The organism is Flavobacterium bizetiae, assembly GCF_024271895.1.
Lineage (GTDB): Bacteria > Bacteroidota > Bacteroidia > Flavobacteriales > Flavobacteriaceae > Flavobacterium > Flavobacterium bizetiae.
Genome location: NZ_CP091861.1, coordinates 3,563,098 through 3,584,204, shown reverse-complemented (window position 1 = coordinate 3,584,204; position 21,107 = coordinate 3,563,098). Strand labels below are relative to the sequence as shown.

14 protein-coding genes are annotated in these 21,107 nt (G+C 36.6%); 4 read left to right on the top strand and 10 right to left on the bottom strand.

Annotated elements, in window-relative coordinates; translation table 11 throughout:
• The first annotated feature begins 56 nt into the window (after positions 1–56).
• From L0669_RS15355 to L0669_RS15345, 3 genes are all read left to right on the top strand, one after another.
• Positions 57–1,523 carry a glycoside hydrolase family 130 protein gene (locus L0669_RS15355; RefSeq protein ID WP_263758630.1) on the top strand — a complete coding sequence of 489 codons (1,467 nt, stop codon included), beginning with the start codon at positions 57–59 and terminating at the stop codon, positions 1,521–1,523.
• A 181-nt stretch (positions 1,524–1,704) separates the two neighbouring features.
• Positions 1,705–2,295, top strand: a complete 591-nt coding sequence (locus L0669_RS15350) for a hypothetical protein (RefSeq protein ID WP_263758629.1) — start codon at positions 1,705–1,707, stop codon at positions 2,293–2,295.
• A gap of 823 nt (positions 2,296–3,118) precedes the next feature.
• Positions 3,119–4,060 (top strand): proline dehydrogenase family protein, encoded by a 942-nt coding sequence (locus L0669_RS15345; RefSeq protein ID WP_263758628.1) that lies wholly within the window; start codon positions 3,119–3,121, stop codon positions 4,058–4,060.
• Positions 4,061–4,146: 86 nt separating this feature from the next.
• On the opposite strand, the gene L0669_RS15340 is transcribed toward L0669_RS15345, so the two are convergent.
• The 8 genes from L0669_RS15340 to L0669_RS15305 all read right to left on the bottom strand — a co-directional run bounded on the left by L0669_RS15340 (position 4,147) and on the right by L0669_RS15305 (position 15,147).
• Positions 4,147–5,556: an efflux transporter outer membrane subunit gene (locus tag L0669_RS15340; RefSeq protein WP_263758627.1), complete on the bottom strand. Its 1,410-nt coding sequence runs from the start codon at positions 5,554–5,556 to the stop codon at positions 4,147–4,149.
• Complete coding sequence (locus tag L0669_RS15335; protein WP_263758626.1) at positions 5,556–8,711, bottom strand: efflux RND transporter permease subunit; 3,156 nt, start codon at positions 8,709–8,711, stop codon at positions 5,556–5,558. Before L0669_RS15335 ends, L0669_RS15340 begins: the two co-directional genes overlap by 1 nt.
• A gap of 30 nt (positions 8,712–8,741) precedes the next feature.
• Entirely contained in the window at positions 8,742–9,875 is a 1,134-nt protein-coding gene (locus L0669_RS15330) for an efflux RND transporter periplasmic adaptor subunit (RefSeq protein ID WP_263758625.1), read from the bottom strand.
• A gap of 160 nt (positions 9,876–10,035) precedes the next feature.
• Positions 10,036–11,112, bottom strand: coding sequence for an adenylate/guanylate cyclase domain-containing protein (locus L0669_RS15325; protein WP_263758624.1), 1,077 nt, complete (start codon positions 11,110–11,112; stop codon positions 10,036–10,038).
• A gap of 166 nt (positions 11,113–11,278) precedes the next feature.
• Entirely contained in the window at positions 11,279–12,034 is a 756-nt protein-coding gene (locus tag L0669_RS15320) for a LytR/AlgR family response regulator transcription factor (protein WP_263758623.1), read from the bottom strand.
• Positions 12,035–12,038: 4 nt separating this feature from the next.
• Positions 12,039–13,022, bottom strand: coding sequence for a sensor histidine kinase (locus tag L0669_RS15315; RefSeq protein ID WP_263758622.1), 984 nt, complete (start codon positions 13,020–13,022; stop codon positions 12,039–12,041).
• 165 nt (positions 13,023–13,187) lie between these two features.
• The gene (locus tag L0669_RS15310) at positions 13,188–14,237 is read right to left on the bottom strand and encodes a beta-ketoacyl-ACP synthase III (RefSeq protein ID WP_173969311.1); all 1,050 of its coding nucleotides are present in this window, start codon (positions 14,235–14,237) and stop codon (positions 13,188–13,190) included.
• A 76-nt stretch (positions 14,238–14,313) separates the two neighbouring features.
• On the bottom strand, positions 14,314–15,147 hold the full coding sequence (locus L0669_RS15305; protein ID WP_263758621.1) for a universal stress protein: 834 nt from the start codon (positions 15,145–15,147) through the stop codon (positions 14,314–14,316).
• Between the two features lie 446 nt (positions 15,148–15,593).
• Between L0669_RS15305 and L0669_RS15300 the strand changes: the two genes are divergently transcribed.
• Positions 15,594–18,275 carry a T9SS type A sorting domain-containing protein gene (locus L0669_RS15300; RefSeq protein ID WP_263758620.1) on the top strand — a complete coding sequence of 894 codons (2,682 nt, stop codon included), beginning with the start codon at positions 15,594–15,596 and terminating at the stop codon, positions 18,273–18,275.
• A 177-nt stretch (positions 18,276–18,452) separates the two neighbouring features.
• Here the strand turns inward: L0669_RS15300 and L0669_RS15295 are convergent, their stop codons facing one another.
• Positions 18,453–18,896 (bottom strand): VOC family protein, encoded by a 444-nt coding sequence (locus tag L0669_RS15295; protein ID WP_263758619.1) that lies wholly within the window; start codon positions 18,894–18,896, stop codon positions 18,453–18,455.
• A gap of 698 nt (positions 18,897–19,594) precedes the next feature.
• The gene (locus L0669_RS15290) at positions 19,595–21,091 is read right to left on the bottom strand and encodes an aminotransferase class V-fold PLP-dependent enzyme (RefSeq protein WP_263758618.1); all 1,497 of its coding nucleotides are present in this window, start codon (positions 21,089–21,091) and stop codon (positions 19,595–19,597) included.
• Positions 21,092–21,107: the final 16 nt, after the last annotated feature.

Sequence of the window (21,107 nt, the reverse complement as noted above, 5' to 3'; positions counted from 1 at the left end):
AAATTATAATAATGCAGCCGAAGAAATTTTTCTAACATCAAAAAAACAAATTTACTATGCGAGTATCAGTCATCCGTAAAGACATAAAATTCACCCCGGATTCTAAAAGAGTTGTTGCAAGATATTTTATGAATGGCGAAGAGCGGACCAAACAAATGGTCTCACGCATAATGATGCTGAACGAAAAGCAAGTGCTGGAAACTTTAGAACAGACACTTCGTGAATTTGCAAGACGCCACCGAAATATTTCGGCTATCTTTTTTAGACATTGCGAAAAAATAAAACCTATCATCGAAGCCATGCAAATAGATTACGAGGCCATGACTCTGGATCGAAAAATGCTGATAGGTTCTTATTGTACAATGGAATATGCCATAGAATCTGCTGCGATTTTTAATCCTTCGATCATAGAAGATTTTGATCAGTCTGGTCTTGAAGCTGGCGAAAAACGTGTGATTATTTCTTTTCGTGCAACAGGCGAAGGCCATATTTCATCTATAGTTTTCAGACGCGGAATTCTCGATAAAGACAACAATCTTCAGGTCATGAAAATTGGTCATAATATTGACAAAGCCGAAATCGAACATAAAACCCTATTCAATAAAGAGCGCTTTTTATTAAAGTTGTCCGAAATGCATACGCAGGACAGATATATCGCTCAAATTATGCAGGATTTGCCCAACGAATTCGAGTTTGCCGTATTAAAAAGTATGGTAAATACTGCTTTAAGCGATCCGTCGATTCGTCAGGAAAGAAGAACAGCACTCGAAGAAATACTCTGGCTTGCCGATTCGTTTTATGATTTGCAATTCAAACACGATTCTGATCTTACAGAACGCGTTATATTTCCGATATCTGAGTCCGAAAGCCGTGGTATCGAGGATGCACGTTTTGTACGTTTTGAAGATGATGATGGTTCAAGCCGCGTTATGGCCACTTATACCGCTTACAATGGTCATGCGATATTGCCTAAACTTATTTCTACAGAGGATTTTTACACTTTTAGAGTTATGCCTTTGCATGGCGCCGGAGCTCAGAATAAAAACCTGGCTTTATTTCCAAGAAAAATAAAAGGCAAATATGCCATGCTTTCGCGAATAGACGGTGTAAACAATTACATCATGTATTCTGACAGGGTTACACAATGGAATGTTCCTATCTTACTTCAGGAACCACGCTATCCTTGGGAATTTACTCAAATAGGAAATTGCGGTTCGCCACTCTGGACACCTGATGGATGGCTTGTTATAACGCACGGCGTTGGTACAATGCGACGTTATTGTATTGGAGCCTCATTATTAGATCTTGAAGATCCGTCTATAGAAATAGGAAGACTTTCTGAACCCTTGCTTTCTCCACTTGAAGATGAGCGAGAAGGTTATGTGCCGAATGTTGTCTATTCTTGTGGCGCGATCATACACAACAATAGCCTGATATTGCCTTATGCAGTTTCTGATTATTCTTCTACTTATGCTGTAGTCAATATGGATGAATTGATAGATGCGCTTAAAAAAAGTAAATAATTATGGTTTGAAAAGCTATTGGTATCAATATCTTTTTATGTGTAATGAAATAGAATGAGAAAGCTTTTTTTAAGAAATAAAATGGCTGTAAACGCAATAAATACAATAATTGAATGTTTTATAAGTAGCAATTAACTGTTTAAGACTTCATTGCCGTTTATATATTAAATATTTAAAATTTATGAAAAAAATAGTATTTCTATTCTCTATATTAGGTCTCTCTTTACACGGATATTCGCAAAAAGAAATAAAAGATAAATACAAACCAATTCCGGCTAAAAACTCTGACATAAAAGAACCATTGCCGCCAACAGAGACTCCGCCAAACGATCCGCCTCCGTTAAAAGAATCGACCGTTTTAAAAATAAATCCGGAAGATCTTTATAAAAATAATATTCTGTACAAGCCAGAAGCAAATGTAGAAGGCATTTTTTATAGAAGAAATGAATATTTAGGAGGTTTTGTAACCAATTCATCTACTTCTACAGTTCGTTATCGTGATGCTGCTTTTGTCGATGGCGATAAAATCAGGGTGCTTTTGAATGATAAAGTTATCGAAACAGAAGTACTTCTGGATGGTGAATTTCAGGGATTTAAAATAAATCTGGTAAAAGGAATTAACAAAATTGATTTTGAGGCTTTAAACGAAGGTTCTGCTTCGCCAAATACCGCTGAATTTCAGGTTTATGATGATAAAGGAGCTGTTATTCAGGCAAGTCAATGGAATGTTGGTACGGGTTATAAAGCGACTATTATTTTATACAAAGAATAAAAACGGAGTATTTCAAAACTCAACTCCACTTTAAGGTTTAATCATTTTTTGAATGCCATACTATTGTAATTTTAAATTTTACTATAGTATGGCATTCACTATTTCAGCATTCATTATTATGCGATCAGGCAAAAATAAATAGTGACCACAATAATTATAATAGCCGAAATATAAATTCTACGTATAACACGCTTATGATCACGTTCTATCTTAGCTATTCTCTCGTTTAGCCTTTTATTTTCGTCATCAATTATTTTTTGATATTTGTCTTCCATCATTTCAACATTTTATCTTTCGTTCGCTTACATACGAATAATTTTACTTATTGGTTTTGTGATAGTTATAAATCAATACTAGATGTTTTGGAGAAAAATAAACTCAGTTTTTTTATCGCTCAACAAATTTTAGAGTTGGTCTATACTTAGAATTTACAATTTGATTTATCTCTTACTATTCATTTTCAAACTAATATTACGGTTTAGAATATATCTTAAAAATCCAGAGATGATCTTCCAACAAAAATTATCTGAATAAAATCAATTTCCTGTTTTTATATCTCAATATAAATGATACATTTATATTCCGAATTTTAGTGCTGGCGTTGGTTCTTTAACGCGTATAAAGCAAAATCGATTGCTCAAAATCTACTGTATCGCATTATGTAATAATAGTGCAAAAAACATACTTACTTATTTCGCTCAGGCACGTAAAGTAGAGAAATTCAGAAAAAACAAAAGTGAAATTTTAAGACATTAATACTTTGTCAGACCAGTTTGGATTGCATCACTTTAATTAATTATCAAAAACAAATTATTAAATAAAAATGGAAAAAGATTTACTTTTAATGGGAGCCAATGCTTTACGAAAAGCGGCCTTGAATGAACATGCAAAAGAATATATTTTATCAAACGAAGTATTGTTTAAAACCATAAAAAAAGCAGCCGATCGCTTTATTGGTGGTGAAACACTCGAAGAAACCATTACCAAAGTAAAAGAACAAAACAAACAGAGTTTTAAATGTTCTATGGAGTTTATGGGCGAAAATACTCTTACGGAACAAGAAGCGATTAGCGCCACGAATGAGTTTATCAGGATTGCTCAGGAAATTAAAACGCAGCAATTAAATTCGACAGTTTCTCTTGATCTTTCGCATATCGGATTATCGATTTCAAAAGATTTGTGTTTTAATAATTTAAGTTTGATATGTCAGGAAGCCGAACAAAAAAATATCGAAGTAACCATTAGTGCAGAAAACATCGAAATAACAGATGCAGTTATAGATATGTACAAATTGGCTTCTCAAACTTTCAGCAATACCTCGATAACACTTCAGGCGTATTTGCACAGATCAAAAGATGATTTTGAAGATTTAATACAACAAAACGGAAGGATCAGAATGGTTAAGGGTGCTTTTGAAACTCCTAAAGATGTTTCGATTGCAAGAGGAACTGAACTTGATGAACGTTATTTGTATTATGTAGATCAATTATTATCCAGAAATCACATTTGTGCGATTGCTACGCATCATGATCTTATTCAGAAAGAAGTGGTTGCCTTAGTAAATCATTATAAAACGAGTAAAGATTTATATGAATTTGAAAGTTTATACGGAATCCAGAACCAACAACTTATCGCTTTAAAAGAACAGGGATATCCAACAAAACTGTATTTTGTTTATGGTAAAGAATGGTATTTGTATTTATGTAACCGAATTGCAGAATATCCTTTGAATATATTTCAGGCTTTACACGATATTGTAAATTAAGATTTACAATTGCTATTATAACATAAAAAAATCATCACCTGTACAGTAAACTTGTACAGATGATGATTTTTTATTTTGAGTACAAACTACTCTACTCCTCCGCCTAATGCGCGATATAAGTTGATTGCTGCGTTTAGTTTTTCTAATTTTATGGCAACAACATCAAGATCATTTTGCAAAGCACTATTTTGTGCTACAATAACCTCAAGATAAGTCGCCATTCCGCTTTTGTACAACAAGTTGGCATCATGCGTTGCTTTATCTAAAGAAACCGACTTTTCTGTAGCAAGTTCCATTCGTTTATCAGCATTTTTTAGTTTTGACATGGCATCAGAAACTTCTCCGACAGCGATAATAAAAGATTGTTTGAACTGAACAACTGCTTTCTCCTGTTCCAGAACGGCAATTTCATACGCTGTTCTTAACTGACGTTTTTTAAATATGGGCTGTACCAAATTGGCTGCAATGGTTTTAGTAACTGAACCCGGAAAATTAAACCAGGTATCAAATTCAAACGAATTAATCCCGATTGAAGGACTTAAACTCAGCGTTGGATACATGGTGGCTTTTGCTAATCCGGTTTTAGCATTGGCAGACATAACGGCATATTCAGCAGCTTTTACATCCGGTCTTCGGCTTAAAAGCGATACCGGAACTCCTGAAGATAAGGTAACATTCAATTCTGCTACGTCAAGATTTCCTGAACGTATAATGCTATCAGGATATTCACCGCATAAAATTTGCAATGCATTTTCCTGAACCGCTATATTTGCCTCTGCTAAAGGAACCAACAATTCTGCTGTTTTTTTCTGAGCCTCTGTCTGATAAAGCGCTAACGAACTAATCAATCCTGATTGGTACTGCATCTGCATCATACTCAAAGTACTATTGCTCAAATCAATATTTTTTTGTGCAATTTTAAGCTGCTCGTCTAATCCTAAAAGGTTGTAATACGACTGAGCCACCTGCACAATAATTCTTGTTTTTAAGGCCGAAAGATTTTCTTTTTGTGCAAAATAACCTGCCTTAGCATCTCTCTTTTGCATGGCTGCTTTTCCCCAGATATCGGCTTCCCATGATAATCTAAGATTAGCACTATAATCATCCATATAATCTTTACCAATAAATTGTGCGCTCAATGAACCATTTAAGGAATTTTTAGACTGATAACTACGGCTTGCTCCTGCATCAAAATCAAGGGTTGGCAATAATGATAATTTTGCCTGTTTATATGTAAGATCAAGCTGTTCCATGCTTTTCATCGCGATAAGCACCTCGTTGTTTTTAACGAGGGCTTTTTCGATTAGACTCACCAGCATCGGATCTTTGTAATAACTTTTCCAGGGATGCAAAATGGTATCTCCTGTCAATGTTATGTCTTCACGATATTTCTCGGGTGCGTTTAAATCTGCTCGGGAATATTTCTTTCCTACAACGCATGATGTCAAAACCATACCTGTAAATAAACTAATTCCGATATTATATAATACTCTCATTATTCTTCTTTTATAGTTTGAATTACGATCTTTTTACCTGACACTTTTTCCTGTAAATACTGAAAGAGGATAAAAAGTAACGGAATTACAAAAACTCCTAAAACTACTCCGCTAAACATTCCGATAGCGGCACTTACACTTATCGATCTGTTTCCTACTGCCGTTCCTCCAGAGGCAAACATCAACGGAATCATACCTACAATAAAAGCCAGCGATGTCATGATAATTGGTCTTAATCTCGATCTTGCACCTTCTATCGCCGCCTCAGCAATAGATAAACCTGCATAACGTCTCTGAAGCGCAAATTCTACAATAAGAATCGCATTTTTAGCCAAAAGCCCGACAAGCATGATCAATCCAACCTGAACATAAATATTGTTATCCAATCCTACTGCTTTAACTCCTGCAAAAGCGCCCAGAATTCCTGTTGGGATCGATAATAATACGGCAAGAGGCAATAAATAACTTTCGTATTGGGCTGCCAGTAAAAAGAATACAAACAACAGACACAATCCAAAAATGGCTATGGTTTGGTTTCCTCCCGCTTTTTCTTCAAGACTTAATCCTGTCCATTCGTAACTGTAATCAGATGGTAATTTATCCAGAACCGTTTCAAGATTCCCCATAATTTGTCCGTTACTAAATCCAGGCAATGCCACTGCTGTAATATTTACTGAATTGTATAAGTTGTAACGATTTACCGATTCCGGGCCATACACTTTACGCAGTTTTACAAGTGATTTTACCGGTACCATTTCCATTTTGGCATTTCGAACAAATATCTCGTTGAATGCATCCTGATCTGTTCTGAAAATTCCATCGGCTTTGACATTCACTCTGTAAAATTTTCCAAATCTTGAAAAATCGGCCGATTGATCTCCGGCAAAATAAGTCTGAATGTTGCCTAACATTTCACGAATGTTCACGCCCATTTGGCTTGCTTTTTCTTCATCAACTTCTAATTCAAGCTGCGGATAATCTGCTCTAAAAGTAGTATACGCATATTGTACTCCGGGTTGTTGCATAATTTGCCCAATTACTTTATCAGCCATTGCTTTTAATGTAGCCGGATCACGCGCTGTTCTGTCCTGTAGCACGATTTCGGCTCCACTTGTTACTCCAAATCCTTCTACCGGTGGCATTCTTAATACCATAATCTGACCTTCTTTTATGACAGATAATTTGGCGTTGACCACATTCAGAATTTCATCGATATCCTTAACAGCGCCTCTTTCTTTTTTAGGTTTTAATTTTATAAATCCTAATCCGTAAGCGGTACTCGCACTATTACTTAAAATGTTGAAACCTGTAATACTTGTATTTACATCAATCGCTTCAATCGTTTCAAGTTCCTTTTCCATTTTCTGTATTACTTCTGTAGTACGATCTAAAGCGGTTCCTGGCGGCATTGACAAACTATAAAGCATGAATCCGTCATCTTCCATTGGTACAAAACTTTTTGGAGTACTCATCATCATCATTACCGCGATGGCGCTTATTCCTAAAACTAATCCGCCGGCAAGCCATTTTCTGCCAATAAGAAAACGAACTCCTTTGATATATTTACCGGTTAAGTTGTTGAAACCTGAATTAAACCCGATGAAAAAACGTTCTTTGAATCCGTTATTATGATCGTCTCCTTCGTGTTTACCACTATGGCTGTTCTTTAAAAGAAGTGCACATAATGCCGGAGTAAGCGTTAATGCATTTACTGCCGATATGATAATCGCAATGGCCAAAGTATAAGCAAACTGCTTGTAGAAAATCCCTGATGATCCGGTCATGAAACCAATTGGAATAAATACTGCCGACATTACAAGCGTGATCGAAACAACGGCTCCTGTGATCTCTGCCATAGCACTATGCGTCGCTTCTTTAGCCGAAAGGCTTGAATCTTCTTCCATTTTACTGTGAACCGCTTCGACGACCACAATCGCATCATCGACGACAATACCAATGGCGAGAACCAAAGCAAAAAGCGTTAAAATATTGATAGTAAAACCAAATACCAACAGGAAGAAAAAAGTACCTACAATCGCCACCGGAACCGCAATGGCCGGAATAATGGTAGAACGAATGTCCTGAAGAAATATAAAAACAACGATAAATACCAGTACAAAAGCTTCTAATAAAGTCGATTTTACCTGTCCTGTAGCTTCATCCAGTCTTTCTTTGGTACTCATTACGTTGACATACTTGATGCCTGGAGGAAAGGATTTCGATAATCTTTCTACTTCTTTATTGATTCCGATCTCTATATCATTCGCATTCGAACCTGATGTTTGTAAAATGGCCATTGTCACGGCATTTTTAGAGTTTGATTTGTTGTCTCCGCTATACGAAATCGAACCAAATTCTACTCTTGCTACATCTTTAAGCCTTAAGATATTATTGCCATCCGTTTTTACGACAATGTTTTCATATTGCTCCGGTTTGTTTTTCTTTCCTTTATATCGAATAACGTATTCTAATGCTGCTTTTGATTCTTCTCCCAGTTTTCCCGGAGCCGACTCTAAACTTTGATCTGCAATGGCGCGCGTAACATCTGAAGGTACTAAACCTGCATTGGCCATTTTTCGGGGATCAAGCCAGACACGCATCGAATAATCTTTTTGTCCAAAAATTTGCACTTGTCCAACACCCGGAACACGCTTTATTTGCGGCACCAGATTGATGTTGGCATAATTTTGAAGGAACAATTCGTCGTACTTCGCATTATCATCTGTATAAAGGTTAAAAATAACGATCATACTATTTTGCTGTTTCGAGGTCGTAAGTCCCATTCTGATTACTTCCTGAGGCAATTTTGGCGTTGCCTGTTGTACTCTGTTTTGTACGTTTACAGCAGCCTGATCAGGATCAACACCTTGTTTAAAAATGACACTGATCGAAAAAGATCCGTCATTACTCGCAGTAGATTTAATGTACTGCATGTTCTCTACCCCGTTAATTTGTTCTTCAAGTGGTGTTACCACAGAACGTATAACGGTTTCACTATTTCCTCCCGGATAAGAACCACTTACCATTACGGTTGGTGGCGAAATATCAGGGAATCTGGTTACCGATAATCTTGTAAGACCTATGATACCTAATATCACCAATACAATGGAGATAACTGTAGCCAATACAGGCCTGTCTATTATTTTTTTTAACATGGAAATGTTATTTATATTAAAACCAAAAAATTAATTTTTAACTGGCGATTTTGCCGCTGTTTTTGGCACTACTTCGCTACCATCATAAAGCAGATCGATATTGTTTAATGCAATCTTATCACCTGATTTTACGCCGCTTTTTACGAAATAATCTGTACCTGCGCTTCCTGCAATTTCGATAGGAACCATCGCCACTTTATTGCCTGCTTTTAAAACATAAACAAAGAATTTATCCTGTATGTCTTTTACGCTTGCCATCGGAACTGTAATTACTGAACTTAAACTGCTATTAAGCACCACACGGGCAGAACCTCCTGAACGTAATTGTTTTTTAGGATTTGAAAAAACTGCTTTTAATGCAATAGTTCCTGTTGTACGGTCTATATTACCACTCGCTACTTCCAATTTTCCCTGATGTTCGTATACGCTGTCATCGGCCAGAATTAAACTAACGGTTTGGTTTGATTTTGAATCTTTAGCAAAAGCCAGATAATCGGCCTCACTTAAAGAAAAGTAAACAAAAACAGTATTGATCTCAGAAAGAATCGTTAGCGGCACAACATCTGATGGCGTAACCAGATTACCCACACGATTCGGGATTCTGCTGATGTAACCGCTTACCGGCGCTTTAATCAAAGAAAAATCTGCGTTAAGCTGTGAAGATCCCAATGCTGCTTTTGCTTGTGCAACCTGAGCTGTTGCAGCATCATAATTTGCCTGTGCCGTTTTTAGCTGCATGTCTGAATATACTTTGGCTTCTACAAGCGGCTTGATTTTTTCGATTTCGAGTTTGGCATTGGCAAGGTTTGCTAAAGCGCTTTTATAAGCTGCACGGCTATTGTTAACCTGCTCAGCATAAACATCACCTTTAATTTTAAATAGTGATTGTCCTTTGGTAACATAATCACCTTCTTTTACATAAATCGCTTCAAGATAACCTGAAACCTGCGCTTTTATGTCAACATTTACGGTACCTTCTATAATACCTGGATATTTTTTTTCTACTTCGCCGGTGATCGATTTAGCCTCAAAAAAATCGACTTCAGGTTTTGGAGGTGCTAAACCTTCCTGCCCGCTTTTGCCACATGAAGAAAAGCTAATGATAATCAATAAAACTACCATTTTGCTGAGTGTTTTATTATTTTGGAAAATTTGTTTTGTCATTTTATTTCACTTTTAATGAATACATAGGATTTGACGACAAAATAACAACCCAAAGACCTCATAAATTAAGGTAAGTTTACCCAACCGTATTTTTTTGATGCTGAAACGAAAAATAGGTCAACCGAGAAAAATAGTAGGCTGACAGTGCTGTAAGAAAGATTTAATCGAAAGATTTATAAATAGTCACGGGTCTTTTTTTACCGCGCAAAATAGTGGTTTCGATCGCTGTAAAATTATCCTGATCAAAAGAAGTTAATTGTTCGAAAAAGGACTGGGTAATAAGAAGGTTTGTTTTATAATCGTTGCATAAATCACGAACACGGGCTGCGGTGCTAAGCACATCGCCATGATAAGCAATCTCGGTTTTGATTTGTCCAATTTCGGCAACGGTTACAAGACCTTCGTTGATCGAAGCTTTGAATCTTGGCACTAATCCAAACTTTTGCTGATACAACTCTTTCTTTTCAAGCAATCTGACGGAAAAAGCATCATACAATTCAATACATTGATGTCTTTTAAAACCTTCTTTTACTTTCCAGGTCAATACGGCTTCATCGCCCACATATTGGTAGACTTCGGCATCATATTCAATTAAGATTTCAGATAAATCGGTAAAGCATTCCTGCAACAAAAGACTGTAATTATAATGCCCTACTTCTTCTGCAACTGTAGCCGAAGAACACATATCCAAAAACATAAAAACCCTGTATTCTACAACCGGAATCATATAATTGCCGCGTAAAATATTCTTAAAATAGTTATTGCCTAATCTTCGGCTAAAAGCCTGCAAAAGTGTTATAAAAATGTGTACGATTAGGCAATAGGTCGTAAAGCAAATCAGCCATTTTGCATTGACCTGAAGTGTAAACAAATTATTAATGCTGATAAAATGTACTTTATTAAGTTCGAGCACAATCAAAAGTCCGAGGAAACAGACTATTATAAACAAAAGACTTCGGAGTAATGTAGTCAATAAAATTCCATAATTATGAAAGAATCTGGGGTATACAAATTCCTGCAACAGAAACAGAATCGTTCCCATAAAAACCCCGACAGTCAAGGCTCCCATTATTTCTGAAAGTAAAAAATCCTTTGCACAAATTTTATGGGCAGCAAAGAAAGCTTCATCGATCATGCTGTAGGTCATGAAGACATAGAACAAAAATGCAGTTATCCAAAGTGCTATAATTTGTAAGTATTCTTTAAATTTTAAAAATGTTTTTAGGGAGTATTTCATTAACGATAATTTTGATGCAACTCAAATCAAAAAGAGCATTTGATTCGGAATAATAAACAACAAAATTAAAAAGAGAGTAAACGTAAACACAGGAAAGTATTACCCAAACGGTGATTAAACGAACCGAATAGTAGATTATACTGCCTAAAATGAAGTTAAAATTATTTTAACGATCCATCCATTGCTTGAAAAAAGGCGCTTTTTCCCTGCTAATGATTACTTCGCGCTCAGGATCTGCCTTGAGCTGAATTTTGAGTTTGGCATTAAAATAATTGGCGATCGATTTGATGCTTTCGGCACGAATAAAAAACTGTCGGTTGGCGCGGAAAAAAACGTCGGGATCAAGTTCTTCCTCGAGTTCTTCCATAGTTTGCGGGATGGGAATTGTAGTCCCGTTTTGAAGAAAAAGATGCGAGGTTTTAAATTCTGAATACACAAAATCAATATCGGCTACATCAACGCTTTTATAGCCATCACGAAAGGTAACGAGGAATCGTAATCTAAAAGAAGGTTTATTCATGAATCCTTTCAAAATAACGGCAATATCTTCGGTATTATTCTGAACTTTCGATACTGATTTAAATTTCGTCAAAGCTTGTTCTAATTCTGTTTTTTCGATAGGTTTCATCAAATAATCGATGCTGTTTACCTTAAACGCGCGAACGGCATATTCATCATAAGCTGTTGTAAATATGATAGGACAGGTAATTTTAACTTCTTCGAAAATAGAAAAACTAATACCGTCTGCCAAACGAATATCCATGGTGATTAAATCAGGCATATCATTCGAATTCAGCCATTTTACGGAGCCCTGAACCGTATCAATTACGTCCAGTATTTCGCAATTGGGTTCTAGTTCTTCCAACAATCTTTTAAGACGGTTGGCATTGATACTTTCATCTTCTATAATTAAAATTTTCATAGCATTAAATTAAAGGCAAACGCACACAATAGAAACCATTAGACTCTGAAAAAACAGGCATTCGATCGAACAAAATTTTATACCTGAACTCGATATTTTTATTTCCGACTCCGGTCGAAATAAAGTTCTTTCCGGATGTTGGCTGCAAATTATTGCGCACCACAAGATCTCCAACATCAGAATAAATAGCAATAACCAGCGGATTCGCTACCGTTGCACTATTGTGTTTAACAGCATTTTCGACTAATAACTGCAAGGTTAAAGGCGGCAAATGACGGTCTAAACAACTCATATCTACCTGCAGTTTTAACTCTACTTTTTCACCCAGACGCTTTTTTAAAAGATAAAAATAAGCATTTAAAAATTCTATTTCTTCCCTTACCGTGATCGTATCTTTATCGAGATTAGAAATCATATAGCGATACACACGCGTGATATTTTCCAGAAATGACGCCGCAGATTGCTGGTCTTCGTGAATTAACTCTGTAAGTGTACTGAAATTATTAAAGATAAAATGCGGATCGAGCTGTAGTTTTAAAGATTCTAACTCAGATCTGGTTACAGCTTCCTGCAATTCCGAAGCTTTGATTTTGAGTTCGGCGGCTTCTTCAGAAGTAACGCGCCAGCGATTCAGCAGAAAGATACTGGTGTGAATGAAACTGATGAAAAGAGACAATATAGCAGCCATTAAATTTGACTGCCATATTTGTACCAATTCGCTTTCTTTTAATGGTGTCCAGGAGTAAAAAAATTGCCACAAACGCGAAAAAGAAATATTTAAAAGAATATTTCCTGCAATGAGGCAAATAAATTGCGCAAATGCCCTGAAAATAGGCTTCTGCTCCCAGCTAATCCAGTAATTAAGACTTCGGCCTACAAACAGACTTAATTCTGTGAGTACGGCGCAATATACCAGAATGATAAAGATATCAACTGTCCAGTCTAAAACCAGTAACGTATTTTGTTCAAAATCCTGATAAGGATTCAAAAAATAATAAGACGATAAATAGAGAAAAAAAACAACCGGTATTACAATAATCCTATAATACTTATAGAAAAAATTCTTCCCTCTGGTTTTACTTTGCACACTTGCATCCATAAGCTAATATACTGACAATATATGCATTAAAAAAAACATTACGATCTGAGTATCTTACTGATACATTAGATCATGTTTTAGAATTTTTCCGTTTGTTGATGATTCTACCGCTCTCAGCGCTCTCATTACGCCCCATTTTATACAGGTTGCGCCCCATGAAAAACCAGCTCCAAAAGTGGTAATCAATATGTTTTGACCTTCTTTAAAATCATCTTTAAAGTCCCAAAGACATAACGGAATAGTTGCTGATGTTGTATTACCGTATTTATCGATATTTACTTTTACTTTTTCGATACCAATATTCAAATGCTCGCTTACTGATTTTATGATTCTAAGATTAGCCTGATGCGGCACTACCCAATCAATATCTTCTACTGTTAAATCATTGCTTGCAATCGCATCCTGAGAAACACTAGACATTGATTCTACTGCTTTTTTAAATACAAAAGAACCTTCTTGTTTGATAAAGTGTTCTCTGTGTATAATGCTTTGCATTGTTGCAGGCGTTTTTGAGCCTCCTGCAGGCACTAAAAGTGATGATGTACCGCTACCGTCTGTACGAAGAATACTTTTCATCATTCCGTATTCTAAATCTGTTCTTTCTAAAAGTACTGCTCCTGCCCCGTCTCCAAAAAGAATACAGGTATTACGGTCTTCATAATCTACAATAGAACTCATTGTATCTGCTCCAACCACAACCACTTTTTTATAACGTCCGCTTTCGATCATGGTCGTTGCCATTTCTAGTGCGTATAGAAAACCACTGCAGGCACCGTTTAAATCGAAACCAAATGCATTGGTGAATCCGCTAAGTTCACATACTTTACTTGCAGTAGGAGTTAAAAGATGATCCGGCGTTGCAGTTGCTAAAACTAAACCATCAATTTCCAAACGGTCTATTTCGTAAGTATCTAATAAATTCTCGATTGCGGCACTTGCAAGATCCGATGTTGCCAGATTTTCATCTTTAGCTAATCTTCTCTCTTTTATTCCTGTTCTTTTTACTATCCAGTCTTCAGTTGTGTCAACCATTCTTGAAATCATCTCATTACTTAATATGGAGTTTGGTACAAATCCTCCTATAGCTGTAATTGTTGCCTTCATTTTTATTTGTTTTTGTTATTTTGAATCTTTTCTTTTGCTGTTTTTTTTTGGATAAAAATCAGACTGCAAAATAACGTCAGAAATTTGGAAAAGACAATAGCGGTATGTCTAAACCTGCTGCCATAATACGAGTTTTGCTTTTATGTACTAAAGAATCCCAAAAACCATACTTTTGTGGCACCATTACTAAAATATCAGCATCATAAATGTTAATTTCCTTCTTAATCTCATTTATCACCGCATTGGATTTAACAGTTTTATAGAGATATTTTACTTGTTGGAACTCTTCTTCGAGTGTCGAACTCAATAATAACCTCTCTTGTTCATGCTTAAGATCGTCTAATTTTGCATCAACACTAAAGAATTCTACCTCTGCTCCAAGATTGCCTACAATGCTTCTTAACCAGCTGAATCTTTTTATAGACGAAAAGCTTAAAGTGTCGCAGGCATACAGTATTTTTTTTACGTTTTGAAAACGTGCTTTTAAAGGAACTGCTAATACGGCTGTCTTTAAATTCTTGATGACAGATGTGGTCGAATTCCCCATTAATTCCTGTTCGAAAGAGCGTTCTGCCATTCCCATTACAACCAATTCGGCATTATTAAGCGCTATTAACGACGAAAGTTCTTCTTCTAAAAATGAATAACTGCAAAAACAGCTTACTTCGATATTGAAGCTACTGGCAATGTCTTTTCCCAAAGTAGTTAGCTTTTCAGAAGCCATATCTAATTGTTTTTGCATCGATTCTGCACTAATGTGAGAATTAGCACTATGAATACTTAACTGAAAAGAGTTGAAGAGAATAAGTCTGGCATTGGCACTTTTTGCAAGTCCGGCAGCATACGCAACCGCATTATTGGCTATAGCCGAAAAATTTGTTGCTGCTATAATTGTTGGAGGTACATTCATGAGATATTTATTAAGCAATTATTCCGGTAAAAGTGCTCAAATAAACGTTTCGCATTCTAAAAATAATACTGTAGAATCATTTTTTAATGCTCAACCGTATTTTTTGGCTACCGAAACTTAAATTTACGATTATTTACGCTAAGATTTTTTACTGCGAAAGTTAAAGTTTCATCCCTGATTTTGTTTTTCAAAAAACATTTTGCTCAAAATTTCATCTCCTATTATTAGTCCTAACGGTATATTTTTCTGAGGCATTAGTCAATGTCGAATGCGAAAAATACAATTCTTCTTTAACCAAAATAATAGCACTTAGAATATCTAAACCTCAAATTAGACCATCCAAAATAATTAAATCGGTTATTTTTTAACATTATATTAATATTTTTGCTATCATTGTAGCACAGTATAGTATAGTACTGCATTTTAACTAATTTTAATATATTATTATGCAAGAAAAAATTACAAAACGAAAATTATCGGTCAAAAAGGTCTTGACGATGCTGCTGTTTTTTGTGGCAATAGTAAGTTCAGCTCAGACTTATGAGTTCGAAAATGGTACGCGTACCAATAATGCCGACATACAAAATTGCGATTCCTGCTCCGGGAAAATAGTAGGCAATTTAGGTGGTAACAGTAGTGTTTCTGTAAATGTGAATGTAGCCGCAACAGGCTGGTACAATCTGAAATTGTTTTACTGCACGGGTGATCCAAGAACGATTAGATTAACGGCAGGTTCTGCAACGACAATTGCTATTCCGTGCGAACCAAGCGGCGGATGGAGCACTGCAGCTTCAAAAAACGTAAGTGTATATCTGAACAGCGGTACTACTACCCTGCTTTGGGACAATACCAGTTCCTGGGCGCCTAACTTAGACAAGTTTGTTTTAAGCCCAATTGGTACTTCTTCTACACAAACAATTCCTTTTGGTGTAAACAATAGCATTGTTTATAATTTAGGCACCAAAACTTACAACGTAAAATTTAATGGCGCTACGGTAATTACCAATGCATCAGCTTATGCTTATAGCGATCAACAATATTTGAGTGGTAATTATGCTACGGCAACCTATACATCAGAAGCGTTTACGGATAATATTGGTAGCGGAACCAAGCATATCTTTACTTTAAGCGGTAATTATACTTTAGGAATGCAACAAGTTTTTTATGCTTACAACAATAAAAACTACGTTGCGGTACAAGTCGTACTTACCGGAAATGGTTCTAACTCTTATAAAATGTCGCCATTAACCAGTTATCAGGTAACGCCTAATTTTGGCAGCGGAGATACCCGAGCTTTATTTGTTCCTTATGACAATGATGCATGGATTCGTTATAATGCTTATCCGCTTACTTCTGCTGAGTTTACCGCTTCGGAAGTAACGAATATTTATAATAATACCAATCGAAAAGGTTTGGTTATAGGATCGGTTGAACATACCAAATGGAAAACCGGTATTGCCGTAAGTGGCGGCGGTGCTTCATCTGCTTATGTTTCGGTGATTGCCGGATGGACAAAAAACGATATTACAAGAGACCAACGCGGACATGGCTGGGTAAATGTTGGCCAAACGAGTTGTGCTTCGCCAAAAGTATTATTGAATGCTAATGACGACTGGCGAACTGGTCTGGAAGAATTTGCACAAGCTAATGCAGCATTGCAGCCTAAATATATTTTTGACTGGACGGCTCCAAAACCTATTGGCTGGAACAGTTGGGGCGCTATACAATCGAATATTAATCTTACGAAGGCAAAAGCTGTTGTAGATTTTTTCCATGATGATTGTCCAGCCTTCAAAACTGAGGATAACACCTTATTTATTGATCTTGATTCGTATTGGGACAATATGTCGGATGCTGAACTGGCACAGTTTGTTACTTATGCAAAAAACAAAGGTTTTAAAGCCGGTATTTATTGGGCTCCGTTTGTCGATTGGGGCAAGTACAATCGTCCTGTAGAAGGAAGCTCGTATACTTACAATCAATGTTGGACAATGGTCAACGGAAGTCCGCTTGAGTTGGATGGCGCTTATGCCATGGATCCTACAAGTCCGGGAACTAAGGCAAGAATTCGATATTTTATGAACCGTTTTAAAGCCGCAGGATTTGAAATGATCAAAATCGACTTTTTGACTCATGCGAGTATTGAAGCTGACGGTTTTGCCAACAATCAGCTGCATACGGGTATGGAAGCGTATCAGGAAGGAATGAAATTTTTAGTTGATGAAATTGCCGGAAAAATGCTTGTTCAGGCAGCAATATCGCCAAATTTAGCAACTGGTCCGTTTGTACATGTTCGTCGTATTGCGTGCGATGCGTATACGAGTATCGGTGAAACTGATTATACTTTAAACAGTACAACTTATGGCTGGTGGCAAAATAAGATTTACGATTATTTAGATGCTGATCATGTGGTTTTTGGTAATGCTTCTATTGGCGAAAATCGTGCGAGATTACTAAGCAGCGTGGTAACGGGTACAATTACAAGCGGAGACGATTTTTCGACTGCTGGTGCATGGAAAGCGAGATCGCAGCTTCTTTTACAAAACAATGATGTACTGAATGTGGCGCGTGCGGATATGCATTTTGTTCCTGCTGATGGAAATACGGGTTATAATGCCGCGAATGTTTTCTCCGCCACATACAATAATGTAACGTATGTTGCTGTGTTTAATTACAGCAATACGGCTACCACGAACAATGTTAGTTTAAGCCGACTTGGTTTAGGTTCCGGCACTTACAGCGTAAAAGAATTGTATTCTGGTACGATAAGTTCAACACAAGGTACATTAAGCGTTCAGCTTCCTCAGGCCGATGCCGCTTTGTATGCAATTTATCAGGGGCCGGTTTTAAGTACGCCAAATTACAATTGGGGAAATGCTTCGACAAACTATGTTTTTCCTAATCCGGCAACGAATACTTTCCAGATAAAGTTTGATCATTCGATTAATGGTCCTGTTGCTATTTCTGTTTACGATTTAGTGGGGAAAGAAATTTGGAAAACTACTACTGTTGCCGAAGATATGATCAGTTCAGAAATACCTGTACAACATCTTGCAAAAGGAGTTTACGTGGTGAAAGTTTCTACTTCAGGAAATAAAGTGCAAAACTTTAAATTTATCAAACAGTAAGTTTGTAATTGAACACGGATTTCACGTATTGACACTAATTTTAATGCTTGTGAAATTATTACACAAAGCAATCTGTGTTAATTCGTGAAATTAGTGTTCTCTTTTTGTAATTATGTCTAAGCTTAGTTTGTGAAATTATCCACAAACCAATCTGTGCTAATTCGTGAAATTCGTGTTTTAAAATACCACAGTTTCCAGAAATTCAATTACTTCTCCATTCGGGCTATATACCAGACTGTTACTTACAGTTACGGATTTTCTTTTATTTTTAAGTTCTAAAGTTTCTTTTGCTGATAATGGTTTTGCGCCATTTTTGATGGCTTCATCATACGCTTTTTGGGCATCAATAACGGTAAAACAAATGTGCAAAAGCGAATTTTCGACGTACGGATCGCCTTGTTTTCTTTTGCGTCCCTGAGTAGGAAAATCGGCGTTATAGTCGCATATTTCTATATAAGAATCAAATGCTTTGTTTTTGAGCATTACGCACTTTTCCAGATTAAATTCGGGCAGACTCCAATCGTGAACTTCCTCAAAATTAAGAGTTTTATAAAATTGTACGGTTCTTTCAAAATCCTGTGCTTTGATAGCAAAATGATGAAATCCTGTTATATTATTCATTTTGATTGTTTTTTGATGTAAATACCTGATTTAAAAATTGTTTTGGTTTAATTGTTTACAATTTTATCGCAACGCGTTTTAAGATACATTGCTATGATATGTCGCTCCGCTGGAGCTATTGAAAACTACATTCTGCTTAGCTATAAATATTACGCTCCGCTGGAGCTTTTATTAATGAAAATAATTTATTCTATTTTGTATCGTCTGTTTGCTATCGCGGTAAAAATGACGTATAGCCATTCTTTGTCGAGTTACGAGTGTGATCCTTCGTTCCTCAGGATGACAAGATTGCGGATAGCCGCAATGAGTAAAAAAAATCCGCGAATATCCGTGTTTTCGCGAAGCGAATCCGTGTCATACGCGTGCAAACTGAACTCAGTTTGATTGTGATTATCGATCTTCTAGTGTGATCCTTCGTTCCTCAGGATGACAAGATTGCGGATAGCCACAATGAGTAAAAAATCCGCGAATATCCGTGTTTTCGCGAAGCGAATCCGTGTCATCCGCGTGCAAACTGAACTCAGTGTGATCCTTCGTTCCTCAGGATGACAAACTAGACGAAAACATTATTATGAAAAAGTGTGCCCTAGCCCCGATAGAAGTGGAAATCCTTTTATTTTTTTTCTTTAAAAAAATAAAAGATTGGAACGAATAGCGGGATTAGCTCCTAAAAAAGATTATCCGCTACAAAATCTTCTTTATTCTAACCAGAACCATTCTTTTACATCGTTTTCTATGCTTTCTTCTTTTACAAGGCTTTCATATTCATTAGTAGCGCTATTGTGCTGATAGTCTTTTTGCCATTCTTTATGGTGCAAAACAATTTGCTGGATGGCATCAGAAATAAATAAAACCTCGTTGTTGGTCATGATGGGATGCAAAGACAAACGTACCCAACCCGGTTTATTGGTTTGGTTTCTCTGAAGAAGATCTTCGGTTATCTTGTTGGATTGTGCTTCATTGATATCAAATAAATAATGGGCGTATGTGCTTGCGCAAGACCATCCGCCACGAACCTGAACGCCAAAACGATCGTTTAAAAGTCGGACGATTAAATTGTAATGAATGTCTTCTATTAAAAAAGAAACACAACCTATTCGGTCTGTTTTTTTATCGCCAAGAATAGATAAACCGGGAATTTTTTCAAACTCGGCATAACAGAGATTAAGCAATTCTTTTTCTCTCTTTTTTATGTTTTCGATGGCCATTTGATCCTTTAGTTTTAATGCTAAAGCGGTTCTCATGACTTGCAGAAAACCGGGAGTTCCGCCATCTTCTTTGACTTCGATTGAATCACTATAATGGTAAACTCCCCACGGATTGGTGATTTTTACATTTCCTCCGCCGGGATTATCAGGAACATCGCTTTTATATAGTTTTTCATTAAAAACCAAAACACCGCAGGTTCCGGGTCCGCCGAGGAATTTATGAGGAGAAAAGAAAATCGCATCTAATTGTTCTTCGGGATCTTTTGGGTGCATATCGATATGTACATAAGGCGCCGCAGCGGCAAAATCGACAAAGCAGAATCCGTTGTGCTGATGCATTATTTTAGCCAATTCGTGATAAGGTGTAATGATTCCCGTAACATTTGAGGCAGCAGTAAACGAACCAATTTTTAAAGTTCTATTGGCATATTTTTGGAGCAATTGATCCAGTATTTTCGGGTCGGTCAGATTATTTTCATCCGGAGGTACCACCACAACATCGGCATTCGTTTCGTACCAGGAAACCTGATTGGAATGATGCTCCATGTGGGTGATAAAAACGACAGGTTTGTCAGCATTATCCGGGTCTGTATTTAGTCTGTTATGTGCATTACGCAATCCTATAAAACGCTGTAATTTTGATAAAGCGGCTGTCATTCCGGTTCCGGTTGTCACCAAAACATCGGATTCTTTGGCGTTTACATGCTTCTTAATCAATTGTCTGGCATGGTTGTACGCGTAAGTTGACGTTTTGCCTGTTTCGCTCGAAAAGGAATGTGTATTGGCAATCATTGGCCCGATTTTATTGAGCATGATATCTTCAATTGGCAGGTATAATCTTCCGCTGGCTACCCAATCTGCATAAAGCAGTTTTTGCTGGCCATAAGCCGATTCGAAAGTATGATTGACTCCTATTGTATTTCCTCTAAATTTAGAAAAATAATGTTCTAATTGACTTGGTTTCGTTTTCTTCTCAATAACACTCATTTCCATATCATTTTTA